Origin of the sequence: Aureispira sp. CCB-E (assembly GCF_031326345.1) — a bacterium.
Lineage (GTDB): Bacteria > Bacteroidota > Bacteroidia > Chitinophagales > Saprospiraceae > Aureispira.
Genome location: NZ_CP133671.1, coordinates 6,856,391 through 6,880,697, shown reverse-complemented (window position 1 = coordinate 6,880,697; position 24,307 = coordinate 6,856,391). Strand labels below are relative to the sequence as shown.

Here is a 24,307-nt window from a genome sequence, read left to right as displayed (position 1 = left end):
CACCATCCCTATAATTTTAATTGCAAGTTGGGTATTAATTCTTTTATTTTTTCGAGTAATTTTTTGTTTTCTAAAAGATTATAATTCCCTTTTAAGATCAGGACTTTTAATTGGTTGAGTTTGGGGAGCAATTTAGTAGAAATAGATCGCAATTGATAGTTGTAAGATAAATCTAAGATTTCCAATTCATCTAATTCAAAGAGCGAAGTTGGCAAGGTTGTTAGACCAATTTGAGAAAGAGACAATTGCTTGTCTTTGACGCGTTCTCTAAGTAGTTCAATGCTTTCTTTTTGAGGGAGTTCTGACAAAAGAAAGGTAAACCCTTTTTTATAGGTTTTGTATCCGTGCCAAGCTATTTTTAAGCAGTCCAGTTCTGTACGCCTTTGCAAGCTTCTTAATTTGCGTTTTATACCTACCTCAGATGCATATTTTGAAAAAATGACTTGATTTTTTTTGAGCTCATCGACAAGATTAATAGAGCCATATTGCCGAATTAGACGTTCTGACTCTCGATGTATGGCATTGTTATCGGTTTGTCGATGCGCCAAGAACAACTCTGTAAGCAATTCCATCGGAAAACCTCCCTGTTTGAACAGCGTTAAGGCTAATAAAATATTTTCATCTTGACCAGATAACAATAGTTGCCCAATATGCTCCGTGTTGACATCTGCATCATCTACTAAGTATTGCTCCGAATTACTATTGATAAAATTCAAAACATATTGTTCTGATAAAATTGGTATTTGTTGCTCCAAAGCATCTAGATAAGCACCATGAGATAGTTGCCCTAGCAGTAGATGGGTAGTTTTGGATGTTATTTTAGAACTGTATTTAATTCCTTGTGCTTTCAGTTTTTTGCGCAACTCTTGTTTGTTAATGCCAATTTTGCCAGCAACAGCTAGTTGTGCACCTTTTAGAAGGGGAGAAGTCGTATTTTTTGTCCATCTATTGTGATAATACTCTAAAGCTTTGAGCCTAATAATCTCCAACAACTTAATATCAGTTGTTTTCAAAATCATTTCTTGCGTAACAAAACGATCTAATTTGGTCATATTACCAGCTAACAAATTGAACAAAACAGCTCTAAAAGTCCAATCAAATTGATGTTTTCGGCAAATGTTTAATAAATTATAGTAATACTTCTTTTCTAATGTGCTATGACCATACAAATAAGGGATGTTAGCACAAAAAATAGGATGCTTTTTAATTAGTTGATTATAAAGTTTTTTAGGAAGTGCCAACTCAGATAAAGTATGCAGCTCTGCAATCTCTACAGGAAGTGCTTTTAGTTTGGCACGCAATAAATTGACGTATTTTAATGATTTAATAGAGTTAAGGACAGCCCATTCGTGTATGTCGTTTTCAAAATGAGAGCCATTAAAATCCAATTCTTCGAGGCGAGGAAGATCAGCAAGGGATCGAGGGATGGAGGACAAAGAATGCTCCTGCAAGCCCAAGGTTTTTAAGCTTTTTAACTTTCCGATGGAGGGCAAAATAGCATTTGCTTCTACTCCTCTAAATACCAATGTTTGTAGTTTAGGAAGTGTCAGGATAGAAGCGGGAATAGTGACTCTAAAGTAACTCTCTAAAAAATAAAGTTCTTCGAGGTTAATACATTTACTAATTAACTCGCCAAAACGCTTAGATTTGTAGTAACTATTTGTCCGAATACAAACAATTTCTTCGTAGTCATCTACAGTTTCCAAGTCATCGATGCTATATAAGGTAATTCGTTGCTTCATGCATTAAAAATAACTTTTTTCTACAGAAAAAAAGATAATTGATTCAAAGTTCTCATCCTAAAATGCTTGCTTTGAGGCATTTTTTCTAAAAACAAAATGCCAACACTTTTGGGAGTGTTGGCATACATTATTGTATTCTTATTAAAATCTATTTTTTAGTAGATTTTTTCTTTTTCTTAACTGTAATAATCATTTCATCTTCTTCGCCCAAAGTTGCAATCAAGGTTGCCCCTTCCTCTAAAGTAGCTTGATTGTTCAAGATAAATTCTGCCAAAGGATCTTCCAAGTATTTTTGAATAGCTCTGTTCAACGGTCTAGCTCCAAATTGAGGATCGTAGCCTTTTTCTGACAAGAATTTTTTCGCTTTTTCGTCCAATTCTAAGCTATAGCCTAGTTCTTGGATACGTTTGTACAAATCTTTTAAGGTAATATCGATAATGCGGAAAATATCTGCTTGATCTAAGCTGTTAAAGACAATTACATCATCAATCCTGTTTAGGAACTCTGGCGAGAACGTACGTTTTAATGCTCCTTGAATAACACTTTTCGCATTATTGTCAGAATCTTCTTTTCGAGCCTGAGTTGCAAAACCAACCCCTTGACCAAAGTCTTTTAGGCGGCGAGCACCAACATTAGAGGTCATGATAATCAGTGTATTTTTGAAATCTACTTTTCTACCTAGACCATCTGTCAATTGACCATCATCTAACACTTGCAACAAGATATTAAAGATGTCGGGATGTGCTTTTTCAATTTCGTCCAATAAAATAACTGAGTAAGGCTTGCGGCGTACTTTTTCTGTCAATTGTCCCCCTTCTTCGTAGCCTACATAACCTGGAGGCGCACCGATAAGACGACTAACAGCAAATTTCTCCATGTATTCACTCATGTCAATTCTAATCAAAGAATCCTCAGATGTAAATAGTTGACGAGCCAATACTTTTGCCAATTCTGTTTTTCCAACTCCAGTAGGTCCCAAGAAAATGAAGGTACCAATTGGTTTGTTGGGATCTTTTAGTCCAACACGATTGCGTTGAATTGCTTTGGTTACTTTTAGAATTGCTTCGTCTTGTCCGATAACCTCACCTTGCAGATCCGTTGTCATACTCAACAATTTATGGCTTTCGTTCTCTGCAACACTACTTACAGGAATGCCAGTCATCATAGAAACTACTTCAGCGATGTCGGCTTCTTCAACAGGATAACGTTTTGTTTTAGCCTCTTCATCCCATTGTTTTTTTGCCTGTTCCAATTGACGGATCAATTTAGACTCTTTGTCACGATAATTAGCAGCTTTTTCATATTCTTGATCTCGAACCGCTTGATTTTTGTGTTCCTTGGTTTGTTCGATTTCATCTTCTAATTGAACAATGTGTTTAGGAACATGGATGTTTTTAAGATGGACGCGAGCCCCTACTTCATCCATAACATCAATAGCTTTGTCTGGCAAGAAACGGTCAGAAATATAGCGATCACTCAACTTCACACAAGCCTCAATCGCATCATCAGAGTATAATACATGATGAAACTCTTCGTATTTCTCTTTGATATTGTGCAAAATATGAACGGCTTCTTCAGGTGTAGGAGGGTCAATAACCACTTTTTGGAAACGACGATCCAAAGCACCATCTTTTTCAATATATTGACGATATTCGTCAAGTGTAGAAGCACCAATACATTGCAATTCACCACGAGCTAAGGCTGGTTTAAATATATTAGAAGCATCCAACGATCCTGTTGCACCACCGGCCCCTACAATCGTGTGAATTTCATCAATAAATAGAATGACATCCCGTGATTTTTCTAGTTCTGTCATAATCGCTTTCATTCGTTCTTCAAACTGACCACGATATTTGGTTCCAGCCACTAGTGCAGCCAAGTCCAACATCACAATACGTTTGTTAAAAAGCGTACGAGAAACTTTGCGTTGGTGGATACGTAGCGCCAATCCTTCGACTACTGCTGTTTTACCAACACCAGGCTCCCCAATCAAAATAGGGTTGTTCTTTTTTCGTCTAGACAAAATTTGAGAAACACGTTCGATTTCTACTTCTCTACCAATAATAGGATCTAATTTATCTTCTTCAGCAAGTTTTGAAATGTCTCGTCCAAAATTATCCAAAACAGGCGTATGCGATTTTCCTTTTCCTCTACCACGAGATTGAGGACCAGAATCTCCACCGCTACCAGCACTTTCTTCTTCATCGTCAAATTCGCCACCAGGCAAATCAGAAGTGATATCAGGATTAATTTCAGTGCCTACAAATTCTAATTCTGTTTTGAAAACATCATAAGAGACATTAAATTGTAGTAATACACGAGCTGCTAAGTTGTCTTTGTGTTTTAGAACAGATAGCAAAATGTGTTCTGTTCCAATAAGCTCACTTTTTAGTAGCTTAGCTTCCAAAAAAGTTACCTTTAAAACCTTTTCAGCTTGCTTTGTTAACGGTAAATTCCCAATATTATAAGAAGTAGGTAATGTATTGGTGTTTTGATTAATTGAATTCTCAACAGCAACACTTAATTGATGTGAATCCACATTAAGTGATTCTAAAACACGGACAGCTAGGCTAGTAGGCTCTTTTAATACTCCTAATAAAAGATGCTCTGTACCTATGTAATCATGACCAAACTTAAGAGCTTCTTCTCTACTATGTGAGATGATCTCTTTTACTTTGGGAGAAAATCTGTTGTTAGGCATATCTTTAGTTTATAAATTGCTAGACCAAGGGTCTAGTAAATAGTTTTAGATTTATGGGTATTATGATTTCTAATTTGACGTGTTCCTAACAAGAACAATAATTTTAGTCAAAAAGTTTTGTCCTCGTTTTCTTACAAAGAAAGGTAGAGAATATTTTCAGAAAAGGAAAATTTTTGATTTTTTTTTGTCTTTTATCTACGATATCTAATAATAGTTTCTATCTATCTCGCAACAATTTTGTCAGGTATTTGTCTATTATAATATAATAACGTCTACTTTGTAATTACTGACGAAAATAGTGCCAAGCTAATTTTGTATTTTTTATAGAAAATTGATTACATTAGCCAATAACTTACTTACTTTTGCAGTACTATTGTATAGTGTATAGAAACAAAAGAAGCCTTACTAGGTTGATTAAAAGGTAGTTATTTGTTGTGTGCCTATGTTAATACACTAAAAATTTTATTAAAAAGTTTTGTTACTTCAATATTATTTGGAGAAATAAAAAATTTAGTACATTTATTTTTGATAAAGAAATACCAAATTTTATGAAATATTCTGTTGATAAGAAAGATGATTACGCGGTTTTGACCCTTGCAGAAGAAAATTTAAATTCTCTGAAAGCACCAGATTTAAAAGCAGAACTTATTGTACTGCACAATGCAGGTATTAAAAATTTAATCATGGATTTGTCAAACACTAAGTTTGTCGATTCTTCAGGATTGAGTGCCATATTGACAGGAAATCGTCTGTGGGCAGAATCTGGAAATGCTTTTGTTTTAACAGGGTTAGTACACCCTAGCGTTAAAATGCTAATCACAATTTCTAGACTAGATAGTGTATTGACAATTAAAGAGACCTTGAGTGATGCTGTTAAATATGTTATGATGGAAGCATTTAAGAGCGAACTAGGAAGTGAAAAAACGACTGAAGAGGAAGAAGATTAATCATCGAATAGTCTCTTCAACAACAACCATAAAAAATATTAAAGCACTCATAAGCATTTCCTTGTTTGAAATGTTTATGGGTGCTTTTTGCTTTATAGGATAGAAATATGAACTTTGAATTGCAAATCTTGGGAACCAATGCTGCTACTCCTGCTCATGGAAGGCATTTGTCTGCTCAAGTACTAACAATAGGGAAAGAATCTTTTTTGATTGATTGTGGTGAAGGGACACAATTTAGAATGTTGAAATTCCAAGTCAAGAAAAGCAAAATCAACCATATCTTCATTAGCCATTTGCATGGCGATCATACCTTTGGTTTGGTTGGATTACTAATGACCTATGACTTAATCGGGAGAAAGAAGCCTTTGCACATATACAGCCCAGAAGATTTGCAAGCAATCGTTGAAATTCAACTAGGAACAACCTTACGATTCCCATTGCATTTTCATACCACAGACTCTACGAAGTCAACCGTATTGTTTGAGAATAGTGCGGTTACAGTTCATTCGATTCCCTTGGTGCATCGAGCGCCCTGTCATGGCTTTTTGTTTGTAGAAAAAGAACGTCCAGCTAATATCATAAAGGAAAAAATCGATGCTTATCAAATTCCACATACAGCTATTCCTGCCATCAAAAAAGGCGCAGGTTATACATTGGCGGATGGTCGTATTATTCCCCATCAAGAATTAACCAAAGCTCGTACAGCCCCTCGGAAATTTGCTTATTGTTCCGATACAATCTATTCAGAAGCTATAATTCCCTTAATAAAAGGGGTCGATATATTGTACCATGAAGCAACATTTATGCACGATATGTTACTCAAGGCTGAAAAAACAATGCACACGACAGCAAAACAGGCTGCTACTATAGCGGCACAAGCAAAGGTAAAACAATTGATTCTAGGTCATTTTTCATCTCGATACAGCAATTTAGAGCCTTTGTTAGCAGAGGCAAGGGCTGTGTTTAAGGACAGTTTTTTGGCTGAAGAAGGAAAGAAAATCAGCATAGAGAGCAGTTAGTATTCTTATGGTAATAACTACTAATTTTACAGGTGCTCGAACTTATTTCCCATAACGCTTTTCTAAATCATCCATGATTTGATGAATTTCATCAGGATTATTGAGAATTTCTGTGGCAGCATTAAATAAAACGGTATAATCTATTTCTAACAATACTTTTTGAATGGCTAGTTCTGCCTGTGCTAATTTTATCATGGCGCCCATTCCATGTTTGGCATAATAATAAGTTGCGACAGAAGCGGCAACCCCTAATTGGTCCGTTGTGGTAAGCTCTTTTTCAAACTGAGGAAAACATTCTTCGGTTAATTTCTTAAACTTAGCATCATAACTTTCCCACTGACTATCGGAGATCGTTCCTTGTTTTTGCTCATTGGTTAACTCTTCTATAAAATTGTAAAAATTGTCTACAAAAGCTTCTTTATCTCCTCCACAGCTAATATAGTTGGTACAACTAAAAGTAAATAATAATAAACTAAGTAAAAAGGACGATAATATAAGGGTAGTAGAACGCATCGAAGTTAGTTTTGTGTAGAAGTCGTTAAAAACTTCTTGGTGTGAATGAATTATAATGACAATGTATAAAAAAGGTTGTGAACAGTAAGTGTCGACCTAGGTGCCAAACTTAGACCTTATCGACTAAAAAGGAACAACTCTGTAGTACCTGTCTACATTTTGCACAATATTTCCCTAAAAAAGAATGGAACAACATGACTTCAAAAGGGAGGCTAAAAAGCTTCTGTAAAAATAAGCTTCTTCTCATAAATAAGAGGAAAACAGAGGAATTTTATTTTAGAGCTGACGAATACAATATTATGACTAAAACTATTGGCAGCAATCAATTTTGTTGATGGCAGATAATTAATGGAAGAACAAACGAAAAAATAAAAAATATTTTCTTTCTAAACGGTTACCTCTTTCGAGGTCATTCCATATACCCAATATATAGGTAGAAAATAGGAAAAAATACAACAAAAAGCAGATGCTTTTAGAAGCTATTTGGAGTGAAAAATAGAACCCATTAAAAGTAGTTGGATGCTTTGTTTTCAGGTTTTTAACTTAGATGACAGAATCAAACTTTTGACAAAAAAAAGCATTGACAAAAACTAAATTCCAAAACTCCAGTTCAAATTAGAAGAATGTGCTAATTTGTTTTATTTTTGTTCCTTAAGTATGCACAGAAAATTATAGAAATATATGAAAAAGAAATTTACCTTATCGCATTGTTGTAGGTTTTTGGTCGTTGTTTTTATGGTGTTGAGTTTTAATCATCTCAATGCTCAAACGACGAACTTTCAACGAATTACAACAGAATGTTATTCTGGTCCAACGCTAAGTTATACCAACACATCAGGAACATTGCTTCCTTCTGTAAACTTTACAGTAGGACCAGGCGCAGGGCAAATACCTGTTGGTCATGTGGTTGCCGATGTTATCGTAGAGATTGTCTGGTCAAAAACAGACGATGGCTCTTGTACTTCTCCTACTGGAAGCCCTGTAAACTTAGGCGATGTAGGATTTCAAATTGCAGGACCTATTGGAGGGGCTCGTTATTTGGCAGCTTCCAATGCAACTTCTGGTTTTGCTGGAACAACCAATACCTTTGTAGGAACATCCAACGTAATTACGACTAGAACCGTATTTCGAGATGGGGCATCTTCTGTAATTCCAGTGACGCCAACAGGTTCTGACACCATCGCACCAAACAACGATCCTTTAAGTTTTTATCGTGGTCAAACGCCTGGAGGAAACTGGTCAGTGGGAGCTATCGATGACCTCCCAGGAAATAGTTCTCCTGCTTTGTGTATACATTCTTACTGTATTACTTTGATAACTTGTGATCCAGCTTCTTTATCGGCAACCTGTCAAGCTTTTCCTACTGTTAATTTGGGAGCGACAGGTGTGCATACGTTTGAATTTCCCGATTTAGATAGTTTGAGTGATGTCTCTTGTTTAGTAGATGATATTACATTTACGCCAGCTACGGTCAATTGTTCTAACCTAGCAGCACGAGTGCCAGTGACCATGACAATCAGAGATAATCTGGGAAATGTTGATAATTGTGTGAGTTTGGTAAATGTTACAGATAACACACCACCAGTAATCCCATATTGTTCTCAACCATTCGGAACCATCTTTACGGATCTGTATTTAGATGCCAATGGTAGAGATACTTTTTATGCAACTTCGGTTCCAATGACAGATAACTGTGGTCCCGTAACGCAAGAAGTAAGAAATATAACTCCAGGTAGCCCGTGGCGACCTTTTGTCGATTTTAATTGTGTAACAGGACCGCAACAATTTTTTGTTAGAGGAGTAGATCCTAGTGGCAATATGGATTCGTGTCGTGTTATTGTTAACATTATAGATACCATTCCACCAACAGCTGTTTGTGGTCAAGATACTGCGTTTGTAGGAAATGGACCATTTACAATGCCTGCTATTCGGTTAGACAATGGTAGTTTTGATGTTTGTCCACCGATTACTGGACGTTGGATTAATGTGCATACTGGTCCCGACCCTGTGTATACTTGCGCCGATTTGGGAATAGATACGGTTTCTTTAATCGTTTCAGATGCTTCTGGTAATTTAGATACTTGTGATAATGCAATTGTTGTTGTGGTAGATCAAGTTCCACCAACAGCAGTTTGTCAAAATGTAACGGTTTATCTTAATGCTGCTGGAAATGGAACCTTATTCGCTTCGGATGTAGACAATGGCTCTGTAGATTCTTGCTCGATTCTTAGCCGAGATATCAACGGTGTGGCGAGTATATCTTACAACTGTTCAGACATTGGAACGAATCCAACTGTTACATTGCATGTATTTGATCCTAGTGGTAATGTTGACTCTTGTACAGCAACAGTAACAATCTTAGATACTTTTCCTCCAACAGCAATCTGTAGAAATTTTACAGTCAACTTGGATGCTTCAGGTGTAGCAACATTAGTGGCGGATAGCTTGAATAATAATAGTACAGATGTTTGTACAGGTAATAACCTAGATTTCTTTATTAATGGAAATCCAACAACAACGTTTGATTGTGCTGATATTGCAACCAATCCAAATCAAGTTATTTTAACAGTAGAGGATGCTTATGGAAATCAAAGTACTTGTGCTTCTAATGTTACTGTTGTCGATAATATTGATCCTGTGGCCAACTGTGCAACGCCCACAGTTTATTTGAATAATGCAGGTCTTGCAACCGTAACAGCAGCAGAATTGAGCGCAGGTAGTACAGATAATTGTAGTGTGGTTGATAGCTTTGTAAATGTAGTCGGAATTACTTCTGCTAATTTTACTTGTTCGGCAATCTTCACACCACAACCGACAACACTGATTGTTCGAGATGCATCAGGGAATACGGGGTCTTGTAATACGGTTGTTAATGTCGTTGATACCGTAATGCCAACAGCTCTGTGCGAATCTAACTATGTCGCTACACTAGGTGCTAATGGTTTAGCAACAGTGACACCTGCTAATATAGATTCATCTAGTACCGATAACTGTGGATTGGTAGAATATCTTATTAATGGATCTCCTAACCAAGTATATACTTGTACAGATGTTGGAACATTGGGAGCTGTTTTAACCGTAAGAGACTCTTCTGGTAATACGGCATCTTGTCCAAGTACTGTAACGGTAGTAGATAATACACCACCAACGGCTTCTTGCCAAATTACCAATGCCTACTTAGGGGCTTCAGGAACAGTAGCTATTACACCAAATGATGTATTGGCATTTCCTGCTACAGGAGATAACTGTGGTTCTGTTACGACTAGTTTCCAAGGTGGAGGTACTAATATTATTTATAATTGTGATAGTATAGGACCACGTTCCGTTACGGTTGTTGTTCGAGATGCAACTGGAAATACAGCGACTTGTCAAACAACAGTAACTGTTGAAGATACTGTTGCACCAACAGCAAGTTGTCGTCCAGTTCCTTTTACCGTTCAACTAGATGCTTCTGGAAATGGGTTTGTTGTACCTGCCAATGTAAATAATGGTAGCTCAGATATCTGTGGTTTGGATACAATGTTAGTGAATGGTGTCGATTCATTCTTCTTTACTTGTGCCAATATTGGTAATACAGCAGTAACACTCTCTGTTTTGGACGAATCGGGGAATCAAAATACTTGTGTAGCAAATGTAATTGTAGCAGATAATATCAATCCAACTGCGTTGTGTCACGATACGACTTTATACTTAAATGCTTCAGGCGTAGTGACAGCTTTCCCAACAGATATTGATGCAGGAAGTTCAGACAATTGTTCGTTCACAAGACGAATTAATAACTTGCCATCCGTAACGTATAGCTGTAACCAAGTTGGTGTGAATACAGCACAACTATTGATTAGAGATGGTGCTGGTAATACAGCCCAGTGCTCGGCAAATATTACAATACTAGATACGATAACACCTGTTGCCAATTGTATTGCACCTAATATTCGTACAATATACTTAGATAATACTTGTTTTGCTTCTGTACCTGCGGCAACGTTTAATAACGGTAGTACTGATAACTGTAGCAGTTCTTTAAGATTTAGAGTTGGAGGTTTGCCAAATGCTACTTTTACTTCTGCTAACTTAGGAACGAATCCAAATCCTGTTACACTAACAGTTTGTGATGGTTCTAATAATTGTTCTACTTGTAATACTACAGTTATAGTTAGAGATAGTACACCGCCTAACTTAGTTTGTCGCCCAGATACCGTTCAATTGGATGGTACTGGAAATGCGATTGTTCTTCCTAATGATATTAATGGAGGAAGTTCAGACAATTGTAGTGTACCTACTTATACCATTAATAATGGTCCTTTTGTTAATATGACCTGTGCCAATATAGGAATTAACAACGTAACACTAACTGGAACCGATCAAAGTGGAAACGCAGATTCTTGTACAACAACTGTTTTAGTACAAGATGTTACCGCACCCAATGCTTCTTGTAATAGCATGGTAACTGTAATACTAGATGCTGTAACAAGCAATGGTAATTTGACGGTTGCTGATGTTAATAACAATAGTTCAGACAACTGTAATATTGCTACTTATACTTTGTCTAAAACAGTATTTGATTGTGGTGATATACCAAACAATACCCATATTGTTACCATGGTTGTAACTGACCAAAGTGGTAATACAGATTCTTGTACGACACAAGTAACGGTTGTTGATACAGTTGCACCAGTGGCTATTTGTAGACCAACGCCTATAAATTTATTCTTAGTAGGTAGTACGGTTTCAACTACGATTGCTGCTATTGATAATGGTAGTTTTGATAATTGTGCAATAGCTAATAGAACATTAAGCCAATCTACATTTAATTGTTCCGATATAGGAAGCAATACAATTACACTAACCGTAACCGATTCTAGTGGAAATGCAGGTACTTGTACTGCGACAGTAAATGTGGCGGATACAACAGATCCTACACCATTCTGTTCTAACCCAACAGCTCAACTAAATGCGAATGGTACTATAACCTTAGCGGCTACTGACTTAGCACCAGGTAGTTTTGATAATTGTTCAATTGATACCATGTTAGTCAATGGGCAAGATTCAATTACATTTACTTGTGCTAACTTAGGACCAAATGTGGCGACAGTATTTATGCAAGATCCTAGTAGTAATACGGCAACATGTCCTTCTACGATTACTGTAGTAGATGATGTTGACCCAACAGCAATTTGTACAACAACGCCAGTTCAATTATTTTTAGATACTGCTGGAATTGCCGTTTTAAATCCAGTTGATTTGGATGGGGGAAGCACTGATAACTGTAATGTTGTTGGTTACACTGCTTCACAAGATACATTTGATTGTTCCCATGTTAATAGTAGCCCTAATAGCGTTATTTTGACTGTAGAAGATCAAAGTGGTAATACTAATAACTGCTCTGCTCAAGTGAATGTTGTTGATACTGTAAGACCAAATATGGCTTGTCAACCAGTTACTCTAAATTTGAGCCAAGGAGGAGTAGCACCTGTGAATGCATCTATGTTTGATGGAGGAACAACTGACAATTGTACAATTGCTAACTTGAGTTTTAGAGGGGCACCGAACTTAGTAACTTGTAACGATGTGGGAACACATGCTATTACCTTAATAGCAACAGACGTCAACGGTAATACAGATTCTTGTACAACAACTTTAACTGTTTTAGATACTGTATCTCCAACGCTTTCTTGTAATACAATTACAGTTGATTTAGATGCTTTTGGTAATGCTACTGTCGATTCTGCTACAGCTGGTTTATACAGTGCTTCAGATGCTTGTGGTATTAACTCTTTGACCTTGAATGGAGGAACAACGGTTAATTATACCTGTGCAGATGTAGGAGCAAATACTATTAATATAGTGGCAACTGATGCAAGTGGAAATTCTTCTAGTTGTACTGCAACAGTCAATATTCAAGATGTAACTGCTCCATCTATTACTTGTGGTATTACGACACAATACTTGGATGCAAACGGATTATTACCAGTAGATCCAGCTTGGATAACAGCAAATGTTATAGAGGCTTGTGGCATTGATACAACTTTTACCAACCCAGATACTTTGACTTGTGCAGACGTGGGACCATTTAATGCCGTAACGTTGACAGTAGTTGATGTTAATGGAAATTCAAGTTCTTGTAATGGAAATATTGAAGTGTTAGATACAATTCCGCCTACAATGGTTTGTCGTGATACATCTGTTTGTGTTAGCGGAGGATTTGTGAATGTTACAGCCGCCGATGTAGATGGAGGAACAACCGATGCTTGTGGTTTATCTGCGATACAAACGATCAATGGTTCTAATAACGTTATCTTTACTTGCGCCGATTTGGGAATACAAACAGTTATTCTAGAACGTCAGGATGTCAATGGAAATACGGATACCTGTCATGCTTCGGTAACAGTACAAGATTGTACTCCACCGAATGCTGTTTGTAGAAGTAGCTATACGGCACAAATAGGTTCTAACGGTTTTGTAACGATTTATGCAATTGAACTGGATTTTGGAAGTTCTGATGATTGTGGTATTGATTCTAGCAGCTTTAAGATCAATGGTCAAGATAGCTTGTCATTTGGCTGTAATGTTATCAGTGCACCGTTTACAGTAACCTTTACAGTGGCGGACTCTTCAGGAAATATGGATACTTGTATTTCAACCATAACAATACAAGATACAGTGGCACCTATTGCTAGATGTGGAGGACCAATCAATGCTGTACTTTCTGGAAATACAGGAGAGTTCTTTGCGAATGCATTTGATTTAAATAGTACGTCTAATCCAAGTAGTGATAATTGTAGTATAACATCTTACCTAATCAATGGTCAAGCAAGAGATACGTTTACTTGTTCTATGATTGGACAAAATACAGCAGTACTAACGGTCATAGACCAAAATGGAAATTCAGATACTTGTCATGCCATTGTAGATGTACAAGATTTAACGAATCCAACTGTTAACTGTCGATTTATAACCAACTTGACCTTGGATTCTTCGGGGCAAGCTTCAATTGCAGCTAGTAGTTTGTTAGTAAGTTCTAATGATAACTGTAGTATTGATTCAATTCTTGGAAACGGATTGGATACCTTAAACTTTACTTGTGCGGATATTGGTGGTAACCAAATTCAGGTGATTGCTATTGATCAATCAGGAAATCAATCTTCAGCTTGTAATGCAATTGTTAATATTAGTGATACAACAACACCTGTTGCTATTTGTCCAACGATACCAGTATACTTAAATCCAGTCGGTAATGTTTGGGTGCAAGCACAGCAAATTGATAGTGCTAGTTTTGATAACTGTGGTATTGTATCTTGGTTGATTAACGGACAAGATTCGATTATTTTTACTTGTAATAATGTTGGGGTATCGCAGCAAGCAACCTTGACAGTAACCGATGCGGCAGGGTTATCCGATGATTGCGTAGCAACTATTGAAGTATTAGACACCATTCCTCCTGTAGCCAATTGTACATCATTTGTTGCTGTACTCGATCCTAATGGCTTTGTAGAAGTGACACCCAACCAAATTGATAGCAATAGTTTTGATAACTGTGGTTCCTTTAATTTGACTTATGCTATTAATGGGCAATCGAGAGATACCTTCTATTGTAGCAATGTTGGTTCACCAACCACGGCTACTTTGAGCGTAACCGATCAATACGGAAATACAAGTACTTGTGTGGCAAACATCGACGTAATTGATCAAACTGATCCAGATTTAATCTGTACAGGGACAACTCAATCAGTTTATTTGGGACAAAATGGTTTGGTAAATGTTGATCCTGAAGACCTAGCATTAGGTGCTTCAGACTCATGTACCATTTTAACTTGGTATATTGATGGATTGACAGATACAACCTTTACATGTGCCGATATCAATATTACTCATCAAGTAGTAATTAGAGTAGAAGACCCAAGTGGTAACTTTGATGAATGTAACGCACTGGTTCGTGTATTAGATACAATTGCACCAGCGCAAGGAAATCCAGTATGTGCTTCATTAGGAACACTGTCTTTGAATGCGGCAGGAGTAGTTGAAATTACAGGATCGCAATTGAACTCATTTAACGTAGATAACTGTTCCATTGTGGATACCTTGATTAATGGGCAAACTAGCATTACTTACGATTGTGATAGTCTTGGTCAACGTCAAGCAGTCTTGACTTTGACAGACCCATCAGGAAATAGTAGTACTTGTACTGCCAACTTTACAATCGCAGACAATACTGATCCAACGGCACTTTGTTATGGTTCGTTGCCAATCCTATTAAATGCTAATGGAATTGCAGCAGTCGATGCCAATCAATTGGATAGTGCTAGTTTTGATAACTGTGGTATTGTATCTCATTTAATTAATGGAGTCGCTGTTGATACATTTGATTGTACTAGAGCTGGAATTCCAACACCTGCATTACTGACAGTAGCCGATGCGGCGGGTAATACAACGAACTGCACCGTAACACTTCTTATCGAAGACGAAACACCTCCTGTGGTGAGTTGTCAAGATATTGACCTTTATTTGAGTAATGTAAGTGGAACGGCAACATTACAAGCCTCTCAAGTGGATAATGGTAGTTTTGATACTTGTGGAATCAATAGCATACTGTTTAATAATGGGGCTAGTTCTATTCAATATACTTGTGCTGATACTGGACAAAATGTTGTTACATTGGTTGTAACTGATGTGAATGGAAATGTAGATTCATGTACAGCAACAATAACCGTAAGAGATACAACACCGCCTGCATTAAATTGTAGAGGAGTCAATGTGAACTTAACCAATGCTGGTAGTGTTGTGTTGCAAGCAAATACTTCTAATCCATTTGGTGTCATCAACTCGGCTGGTGATAACTGTGGTATTGATACCATATTTGTGACACCTGATACAATTACTTGTACGGATCTTGGAAATGTAGTCTTTACCGTAACAGCAATTGATCATAGTGGTAATATGGGAACTTGTCAAGATACAGCAAGAGTATTCTTGGAGCGCCCAACAATTTTGTTGCCAACACAAGATACAGTGCTTTGTGAAGGAGATGTATTGCCATTGAGCGCTAGTGTGCCACCAAATGGTATCAACTACTCTTATGCATGGACAGGTCCAGCAGGACCAATAACTTCTGATCCAACAACAAGAGATACGGTCGTATCAAACGTAACAATTGCTAATGAAGGATGGCAAATATTTACCATCACACCACCATCAGGAAATGGATGTCCTGCTTCTGATTCTGTTTATTTAGATGTGAACGAAGTTCAGCCTCCTGTCTTGACTGGTGTACAACCTTGTGATGGCGATAGTGCTACTATCTACTTAGCTAATAGAGCTACTTACATTGGAACAACAATTACTTACAATTGGTATTTTAATGGGAATTTGATTTCTAATAGTCCTGATTCTTTGATTATACCAAATATGTCTGCTGCCGATAGTGGGGTATATTCTATGTCTATACAAGTTATAGAAGGACCAGCAATTTGTTTTGATAGTTCAGCAGTTGGATTTAATTTTGATGTTTTGGATTTACCAGTAGCACCAGTGCCAACAGCAAACTTGCCTTGTGAAGGTCAAACTTTGACATTATTAAATAATGCACCAGGAAATACTTACAATTGGTCTGGCCCAGCAGGATTTAATACAACATTACCTAATCCAACAAGACCAAATACAACGCAAGCATTTGCTGGTCTGTACACATTGACTATTACTGATGTGAACAATTGTTCGAACACTGGTACTGTAAATGTTGTGATTAGCCCAACACCACCTCAACCAGATGTTTTCTATACAGAGCCATTGTGTGCAGGAGATTTGTTAGAGTTGCAAGATACTTCTACATATAATTTCCCTCCAGTATTGTATTACTGGGAAAGTCCATCAGGAACTATTGATACAACGACTATTGGTCAATTATTCTTGTCAGGAGCAAGTGCTGGTAATTATATGTTAACCGTTTCAATGAATGGTTGTCCTTCTGCAACAGGAGATACGGCAATTGTAGCATATGAAGCTATTCCTACTGGTGGAGATGATTACTTTACAATTGAATTTAGAGATTCTCTAACAGGAGCTACCAATGGTGGTAATAGTATTATTATCAATGATAATCCAAATGCAAGTGGCTATCTGTTATCTGTTATTGATAGTACCAAAGGAGGCGTGATTCGATTGAATCAAGCTACAGGAACTTTAAATTATTATCCTCGTTCTGGATTCTTTGGTATTGATACAATGTACTACTCTATTTGCGATGTTCAATGTCCGAATAGTTGCGATACAGTACAAGTACGAATTGAAGTAACTACTGATTTTGAGTGCTTCATTCCGCAAGGAATTTCTCCTAATGGAGATGGCATAAATGACGAGGTAGTTGTTCGTTGTGCCAATAATTATCCGAATGCGACCATGCAAATTTTCTCTCGATGGGGAACATTAGTTTATGAAGGGGCTCCAACGGGATGGAATGGTCAATTTAATGGACAAGATTTGCCAGATGGAACGTACTTCTATATCTTAAAGTTGAACGATACTAGCTATACTGGTACTGGGTCAAACCCAGATGAAGGTAGAGTAGGAGACCAATATTCTGGATACATCATGTTACAACGTTAAACACAAAACGATCCATAAATAAGAGCTGCCTGATGATTTCAGGCAGCTTTTTTTTTTGAGAAAAAAATATTAGAAGCTTTTAAAAATCGAAGTTTTGATGTTGTCTAAAATGAGAAAGCTTGATTTCTGTGCTTTTATCTGTTTTGAGTTTCCTTTATATTTAAGTAATAATATTTTTTAGTTAGAGAGTTGCAATAGAAGGAGCCCTATGCACATTATAAAAATAAGAAGTACCTCTTTGCAACACATTATTACAAAATTAAGGAACGATGACATACTACTTTTTACAAGCATTTAGAGTTGTATTACTCTTAATGGCAACGAGTTTTTGGTTGCAAGCACAACATTTGGATTGCGGAACCTCTTACGAATATGGGGAAAAAATTAAACAACGAATGTTAGATAATAGAAGGCAACATAGTAGTTTAATGTCCCGTTATAATCAAGCTCGCAGTGGCAACAATACGGTGTATATTCCTGTTCAATTTCATATTGTCAATAAAACAGATGGAACAGGGGGAGAAAAGGTACAAGATGTGCTTGATAACCTTTGCAAGTTAAATTCAGATTTTGCCCCTATCAATGTAGAGTTTTATATGTACAAGCCCATTAATTTTATTAATAAAGATTTATTGTATACGAATGATGAAAATAGTGGTATGGGGTCTTATTTTATGGGTTTACTAAAAGAGCCCGGTGTCGTGAACATATTTATTGGTAATGAAATTATCAGTCCACAAGGTGGAACAATTTTGGGGTATTATGATCCTAATCTCGATGCTATTTATGCCATTCAAGATGCTGTTAATGGTTATTCTTATACCTTAACACATGAAGCTGGGCATTTTTTCTCTTTACCACATACTTTTGCGGGGTGGGAACGCCAAGATTATAACACAGTAACGGCTAATTCTAATGGAATTACGCCTAAAAAATTACCTAATGGTGCTATCGTAGAGCGATTGCCAAGAACAGGAGGGCAAGAAAATTGTCAAATCGCAGGCGATGGATTTTGTGACACAGATCCTAGTTATTTGTTTGGATATTATAGAGGTGTTTACAATAGAGGAACACATTTTTGCGAGCATGCATCTGCAGCAGTCGACCCTACAGGAAAACTGTTTCGTCCAGATTTAATTCGTCCTGCCACACGTTTTAGTATGAAAGAGGATGATCCTGCTTTTACAGAGTTGTTAACAACAAATGCTTTTGTAGGTACATATTTTCCTCCCAAAACTTTGTTACTTGTTGAAACCTCTTTTACGCCGCAAGGAGGCACGCCAACTATTATGTGGAAAGATACTATAGGAAATTCCGATACAACAGATTACAACTTACAGACAAATTCGAACTTAATAGGTCTTGGAATGGATCAGGTTAAAATAGGACATATTTCTATGGGAGATTACTATTTAGATCAAAATATCGTGGTAAGCGGTTCTCCCGATGTTTCTAAGTCAGCAACTGTACCCGCAGAATATAGAGTTATTCCAGGAGGAGCTTATACAACAGAAATGTCTTCTTTGGAGTTGCTAAATTCAGGGACTACAACTATTTCTAGTGGTATTACTGTTGAAGTTGAAGAAAGATTATATCATAAAATAACAGGACTGGTTGCATCAGAGTCTTGGACTATTCAAGTGGCAACACCATTGCCTCCTGGAATCACAACACTTCCTGCCTCGAATTTGTACAAACAAAAGAGCACGATTGCAGGTTGCACTTTTGATATCAAATTGGAGGCTCCTTATACAACAGTAACGGGAACATCTTCAGAAAATATTATGAGTTATTACAGTACAAATTGTAAAAATACATTCTCCGCAGAACAAGCCGTAGCCATGCAGTTGGATATTGCATCTAGAGGTTTGGCAACTAGGTATCCAGCACCTACAGCGACATTAATAACCAGCCAAGTTGCTACTATTTACCCAGTACAAAATATAACAACGCCTAATAATACGGTTAACTTTTCGTGGAATGCTATAACAGGGGCTACGTCTTATCATGTTTATGTGTATCAAGTCGATGCATTAGGAAACCCGTTGCTAAATGGTGACAAATTAGATTTTATTGTTACGAGTCCTAATTTATCAGTTTCCCTAAAGCCTAGTAGCAAATACGAATGGAAAGTAACTCCTTTGAATGCTGTGAGTTTCTGCGATCCCAATACGAGTTCTAGTGAAGTGCTGTTTGAGACGGGGCTTAGTACTTCTGTTACCAGTTTGAATACGCCATTATCTACCCTAAATGTTTACCCTAACCCAATTGCTCAAGATAAGGTGGTAACACTAGAAATTAACTCAAAGGTAGTAGAACAAGTAACCGTATCCATTCTTAATGCATTGGGGCAAGAGGTAATGCCCGCACAGTCTGTAGAATTGATAGAAGGTGTTAATAAAAACCAATTGGATGTTCGGACATTATCAGCAGGATTGTACTTGATTAATGTAAAAAACAAAGATGGTATCCAAAGCAGTAAATTAGTAATTGAATAATGTGATTTGTATAAAATAGGTTCGAGTAGTTGTCTTTTTGCAAAGTACTTTTAAGATAACTATATTAAATGGTTGCACTTTGGTAGGTGCAACCATTCTTTTTTGTTTATAAAAATATTTGCCCTTCTACCTAAAAAGCATTAATTTGGTAATTTATATTGTACAGAAGTACGTAACTCGAAATGGAGATTATTTTGTAGAATCATCAAACCGACAACATGTCGAAACTTATAACCTTTCTTTGTCTAATTTTGTTAACTTCTTGTGTGGAAACGGTTTCTTCAGACACATTAAAAGATGCTCCAGAAGCAAGTTTGATTGTACCTGAAAAGATCATGTCTCCAGAGCAGCGTGCCTTGGAAAATAAAGTCGCGAACCGAACTCTTTTGCAAAAAGTAGTGGATAGTTCAGAAGATTTTCAACGCATAGAGCTTTCTTATGCTTGTAATAATCTTGCGGGGGGGATTTTGACTTATATTAAAGACAATCAAGAAACGAAAGGAATGCGTTTTGCGCTATCGGAAGAGGGGAGGAATGAGTTTGTTAGTTTTTACTATAGAGGAAAAGAGCTTAGTTTAGCCGTTTATGAAAAAGGTGTTTGGCAGGGAACTGAGGAGGTTTCGACTCAAACGGTTTTTTATTTGGATGATGGAGAAGTTTTTCGCTGTTTGCAGAAAAAAGTAGCAGGGGAAACCACTCAAATGGAAACACTGATCCGAAAGGCAGAATTTGAATTGATTTCAACAGACCAAAGTGTGTTTAATAAATTAAAACAGTACGAGCGTTTGTTTTTGACTGAAATTACAACAGAAAATATTGCTTCTTACTTCTGTCGATAGTTATCTGTTTCCTTCCAAGGTGTAATCAAAAAACAATAAATAAGATTTTATAAAATTTTTCGTATTTGGGAATGACCAAAGAACTTAAAAGCATACTTAAAATAAAAAAAAATGAGTGAAGATAGGGTTCCCGTGACCATACTAACAGGTTTTTTAGGTGCAGGAAAAACAACTGTACTGAATCATCTAATTTCTACCAACCCTAATACAAAATTTGCTATTATTGAAAATGAGTTTGGAGATATAGGAATTGATAATGAGTTGGTAGTAGGAGCAGATAGTGGTATTTTTGAAATGTCTAATGGCTGTATTTGTTGTACCCTAAATGGTGAGTTGGTGCAGACATTGGTAGACTTGGTCAATGGTGAACATGAGTTTGATCATTTGATTGTTGAGACGACTGGAATTGCCGAGCCAGATGGAGTTGCGGCTGCTTTTGTAGCAGAACCAGCTATTCAAAGTCGTTTTCGTTTGGATGCCACAATTTGTTTGGTAGATGCACATCATGCAGAAGATATTCTGAAAGATCGAGAAGAGGCCAAACGTCAACTTACGTTTGCAGATTATATCGTTATCAATAAGGCTAGTGAAGTCTCTGCGGATTATATCAAACAATTGGAAACAATTCTTAAACAAGCGAATTCTTTTGCGGCAATTACGCATTGTGACTATGGAAAGGTGTCCTCTAATTTATTGACTTTGAATGCCTATGATGTTCATCAGGTTGAGCGAAAATTAAATGAGGCTCATGCACATCATCATCACGATCATAATCACGACCACGATCACGAATGTGATGCATCTTGTCCTGCACATGATCATGAACATCATCATCATCACAGTGATATTGTCACGCAAAGTTTTATAATTAAAGAACCCTTAGATGTTTTAAAATTTAGACATTGGTTGAATGTTCTTTTAATGATCCAAGGGAAACATTTATATCGCGTCAAGGGGATTATGAATTTCCAATACCAAGATAAACGAACTATTGTACAATCGGTGAAGCAAATGTGTGTCTTTACTGCAGGAGATGATTGGAACGAAGGAGAAGAAAGAGTTACCAAAATAGTATTTATTGGAAAGCATTTAAGAAGGGATATTTTAGAAAAACAACTTCAGAACTGTCTTTTTAAATAGATTTTTTCATGACTTGAAGGGGGAAATGTAGTATTGCGCTTTTTTTAATAGCGTTTTAATACTTCGTAGATTAGATCGGTTACTACCTCTGATAAGGCTACGTTGTAGCTCGCTGCGATCGTAAATAGCTCCTATGTGTGACTAACAAAAGCTTTCTCGGTAGACTCAGTTGGCATAAAGTGATGTTGTATTTTGTTGATTATCAATGTTTTGTTGTTTTGTGATGTCGGAGTTGTTCTGATTGGTAATCAATTGAATACGATGTTGGTATGGAGTAATAAGAATAAGAATATAAAATTTAATTATTTGTTAAAGAAAATGAAAAAAATATAGGCTAGAAAATTGCAAAAGATATAGAAAATTACTAACTATGGAGAATGCTTTTTTACTTAAAATAAAGTGTATTGTTATAGTATTGGTAATATTCTTTTGATAACCAATATTTTGTCCTACAGAACACCTAAGAAAAGATAACACTATGATTCGTATCGCTCAAGAGTCAGATATAGCCGAAATGTTGGCTATTTATGCTCCTTTTGTAGAAAATACTGCTGTTACATTTGATATGAAGGTCCCCACCTTAGTAGAGTTTACAAAAAAAATTCAAACCATTCAGAAAGAAGCACCGTGCTTGGTCTATGAATCGAATGGAGAAGTACTAGGGTATGCTTACGCTAGTGCCCACCGCGCCAAAGAGGCGTATAAATGGACTAGGGAGATGTCCGTTTATATTCGGGAAGATTCTAAAACTAAAAAATATGGCACAGCTTTATATTCGTCTTTAATTGAATTACTCAAATGCCAAAATTATCGCAGTGTATTGGCGGGTATTACACTCCCCAATATACCAAGTGTTAATTTTCACGAGCGTTTTGGTTTTCATCCTGTGGGGGTGTATGACAATGTGGGATACAAGCTAGGAAAATCGCACCGAGTAGGGTGGTGGCAACTAATGTTAAGGGATTATCAAGAGCCTGCCAAAGAAATTATTTCTTTGGAGCAAGTCCTAAATACAGAAGAAGGGCAGAAGGCGTTGAAAAAGGGAGAGTCTAGAATTTTAGCTTAAAAATGTTCTTATAAAAAATAGAATAAAGTCGCTATTTGTATCAACAGATAAGCGGCTTTTGTTGTTTAGAAACGTAATTGTAAAATAATCACTCATAAGGATATGTTTGTAAAGGAAAAAGATGGAATCATTTTACAAACAAAGCCTAAAAAATTATCATAATGGAATATAGAAGATTAGGAAAATCAGGTTTACAAGTAAGTGCTCTTTCCTTAGGTTCTTGGTTGACTTTTGGAAAACAAATTGGAGATGATGTTGCCGAAGATTTAATGGTTGATGCTTATGACAAAGGAGTTAACTTTTTTGACAATGCAGAGATTTATGCTCGTGGAAAATCAGAATTGGTGATGGGAAAAATTCTGAAAAAGCAAGGGTGGAGAAGAAGCTCTTATGTGGTGTCAAGTAAAGCCTATTTTGGGGATGGAAACTCGTTGCCGAATGAGACTGGTTTGAGCCGAAAGCACTTGATAGAAGCTTGTGAAGCTGCTTTAAAGCGTTTGCAAGTAGAGTATTTAGACTTGTATTTCTGCCATCGTCCGGATAAAAATACGCCAATAGAAGAGACAGTGCGTACGATGAACACACTAATTCAGCAGGGAAAAATCTTTTATTGGGGAACATCAGAATGGTCGGCACAAGAAATCATGGAGGCGCATATGGTGGCCGAAAAATATGGCTTGATAGGACCAACTATGGAACAACCTCAATACAATATGTTTCACAGAGCTAAAGTAGAAGTAGAATTCTCTCAAATATACAAGACGGTAGGATTAGGAACAACTATTTGGTCTCCATTGGCATCTGGTGTTTTGACGAATAAATATATTGATGGGAAAAGTACAGAGGATACTCGATTAGGAATGGATGGTTTAGAGTGGTTGAAAGAGCGCTCCTTGACAGAAGAACGTCTGAATACGGTTCGTGGTTTGTCCAAAGTAGCCGATGACTTGGGAACCTCTGTTGCAAAACTAGCTGTAGCTTGGTGTTTAAGCAATCCTAATGTTAGTACGGTTATCCTAGGCGCGTCTAAATTGCATCATTTACAAGAGACATTAACATCTATTGATTTGTTGGATCAAATGACTCCAGATGTAATGGCCGCAATAGAAGAAGTACTTGGAAATAAGCCAGAACGTCCTGCTTTTTAGGTAGAAATTTTTATAGAATTAGTAGTTTGGTGATAATTCTCTTTGGTTAAGAGAGTACAGCTAACTATTGATAGCATATTTTTTATGAAAAATAC

At 36.8% G+C, this 24,307-nt stretch carries 11 protein-coding genes; 8 read left to right on the top strand and 3 right to left on the bottom strand.

The genetic code is table 11. The annotated features are described in order from the left end of the window. Nucleotides 1-8 precede the first annotated feature (8 nt). Both QP953_RS26530 and QP953_RS26525 read right to left on the bottom strand, forming a co-directional pair. On the bottom strand, nt 9-1,742 hold the full coding sequence (locus tag QP953_RS26530) for a BRCT domain-containing protein (protein WP_309553431.1): 1,734 nt from the start codon (nt 1,740-1,742) through the stop codon (nt 9-11). 148 nt (nt 1,743-1,890) lie between these two features. Continuing rightward, complete coding sequence (locus tag QP953_RS26525) at nt 1,891-4,443, bottom strand: ATP-dependent Clp protease ATP-binding subunit (RefSeq protein WP_052599205.1); 2,553 nt, start codon at nt 4,441-4,443, stop codon at nt 1,891-1,893. A gap of 548 nt (nt 4,444-4,991) precedes the next feature. Here QP953_RS26525 and QP953_RS26520 point away from each other — a divergent pair. Beyond that, nucleotides 4,992-5,390: an STAS domain-containing protein gene (locus tag QP953_RS26520; RefSeq protein WP_052599206.1), complete on the top strand. Its 399-nt coding sequence runs from the start codon at nt 4,992-4,994 to the stop codon at nt 5,388-5,390. 107 nt (nt 5,391-5,497) lie between these two features. After that, entirely contained in the window at nt 5,498-6,409 is a 912-nt protein-coding gene (locus QP953_RS26515; protein ID WP_309553430.1) for a ribonuclease Z, read from the top strand. A 42-nt stretch (nt 6,410-6,451) separates the two neighbouring features. Here QP953_RS26515 and QP953_RS26510 read toward each other — a convergent pair whose 3' ends face one another. Then, nucleotides 6,452-6,922 carry a DUF6565 domain-containing protein gene (locus QP953_RS26510; protein ID WP_309553429.1) on the bottom strand — a complete coding sequence of 157 codons (471 nt, stop codon included), beginning with the start codon at nt 6,920-6,922 and terminating at the stop codon, nt 6,452-6,454. A gap of 681 nt (nt 6,923-7,603) precedes the next feature. On the opposite strand from QP953_RS26510, the gene QP953_RS26505 reads away from it, so the two are divergent. The 6 genes from QP953_RS26505 (at nt 7,604) to QP953_RS26480 (ending at nt 24,212) form a co-directional block, all read left to right on the top strand. Further along, on the top strand, nt 7,604-17,521 hold the full coding sequence (locus QP953_RS26505) for a gliding motility-associated C-terminal domain-containing protein (protein WP_309553428.1): 9,918 nt from the start codon (nt 7,604-7,606) through the stop codon (nt 17,519-17,521). Between the two features lie 269 nt (nt 17,522-17,790). Beyond that, nucleotides 17,791-20,019: a zinc-dependent metalloprotease gene (locus QP953_RS26500; protein WP_309553427.1), complete on the top strand. Its 2,229-nt coding sequence runs from the start codon at nt 17,791-17,793 to the stop codon at nt 20,017-20,019. Nucleotides 20,020-20,237: 218 nt separating this feature from the next. Then, nucleotides 20,238-20,858: a hypothetical protein gene (locus QP953_RS26495; protein ID WP_052599211.1), complete on the top strand. Its 621-nt coding sequence runs from the start codon at nt 20,238-20,240 to the stop codon at nt 20,856-20,858. Nucleotides 20,859-20,969: 111 nt separating this feature from the next. Then, nucleotides 20,970-21,998 carry a GTP-binding protein gene (locus QP953_RS26490; RefSeq protein ID WP_309553426.1) on the top strand — a complete coding sequence of 343 codons (1,029 nt, stop codon included), beginning with the start codon at nt 20,970-20,972 and terminating at the stop codon, nt 21,996-21,998. Between the two features lie 478 nt (nt 21,999-22,476). After that, the gene (locus QP953_RS26485; RefSeq protein ID WP_052599213.1) at nt 22,477-23,064 is read left to right on the top strand and encodes a GNAT family N-acetyltransferase; all 588 of its coding nucleotides are present in this window, start codon (nt 22,477-22,479) and stop codon (nt 23,062-23,064) included. Nucleotides 23,065-23,225: 161 nt separating this feature from the next. After that, nucleotides 23,226-24,212 carry an aldo/keto reductase gene (locus QP953_RS26480; RefSeq protein WP_052599214.1) on the top strand — a complete coding sequence of 329 codons (987 nt, stop codon included), beginning with the start codon at nt 23,226-23,228 and terminating at the stop codon, nt 24,210-24,212. Nucleotides 24,213-24,307 lie beyond the last annotated feature (95 nt).

What these genes read in the sequence shown, in the direction of transcription:
- QP953_RS26530 (WP_309553431.1), bottom strand. Translation starts at nt 1,742, where the DNA reads ATGAAGCAACGAATTACCTTATATAGCATCGATGACTTGGAAACTGTA.
- QP953_RS26525 (WP_052599205.1), bottom strand. Translation starts at nt 4,443, where the DNA reads ATGCCTAACAACAGATTTTCTCCCAAAGTAAAAGAGATCATCTCACAT.
- QP953_RS26520 (WP_052599206.1), top strand. Translation starts at nt 4,992, where the DNA reads ATGAAATATTCTGTTGATAAGAAAGATGATTACGCGGTTTTGACCCTT.
- QP953_RS26515 (WP_309553430.1), top strand. Translation starts at nt 5,498, where the DNA reads ATGAACTTTGAATTGCAAATCTTGGGAACCAATGCTGCTACTCCTGCT.
- QP953_RS26510 (WP_309553429.1), bottom strand. Translation starts at nt 6,922, where the DNA reads ATGCGTTCTACTACCCTTATATTATCGTCCTTTTTACTTAGTTTATTA.
- QP953_RS26505 (WP_309553428.1), top strand. Translation starts at nt 7,604, where the DNA reads ATGAAAAAGAAATTTACCTTATCGCATTGTTGTAGGTTTTTGGTCGTT.
- QP953_RS26500 (WP_309553427.1), top strand. Translation starts at nt 17,791, where the DNA reads ATGACATACTACTTTTTACAAGCATTTAGAGTTGTATTACTCTTAATG.
- QP953_RS26495 (WP_052599211.1), top strand. Translation starts at nt 20,238, where the DNA reads ATGTCGAAACTTATAACCTTTCTTTGTCTAATTTTGTTAACTTCTTGT.
- QP953_RS26490 (WP_309553426.1), top strand. Translation starts at nt 20,970, where the DNA reads ATGAGTGAAGATAGGGTTCCCGTGACCATACTAACAGGTTTTTTAGGT.
- QP953_RS26485 (WP_052599213.1), top strand. Translation starts at nt 22,477, where the DNA reads ATGATTCGTATCGCTCAAGAGTCAGATATAGCCGAAATGTTGGCTATT.
- QP953_RS26480 (WP_052599214.1), top strand. Translation starts at nt 23,226, where the DNA reads ATGGAATATAGAAGATTAGGAAAATCAGGTTTACAAGTAAGTGCTCTT.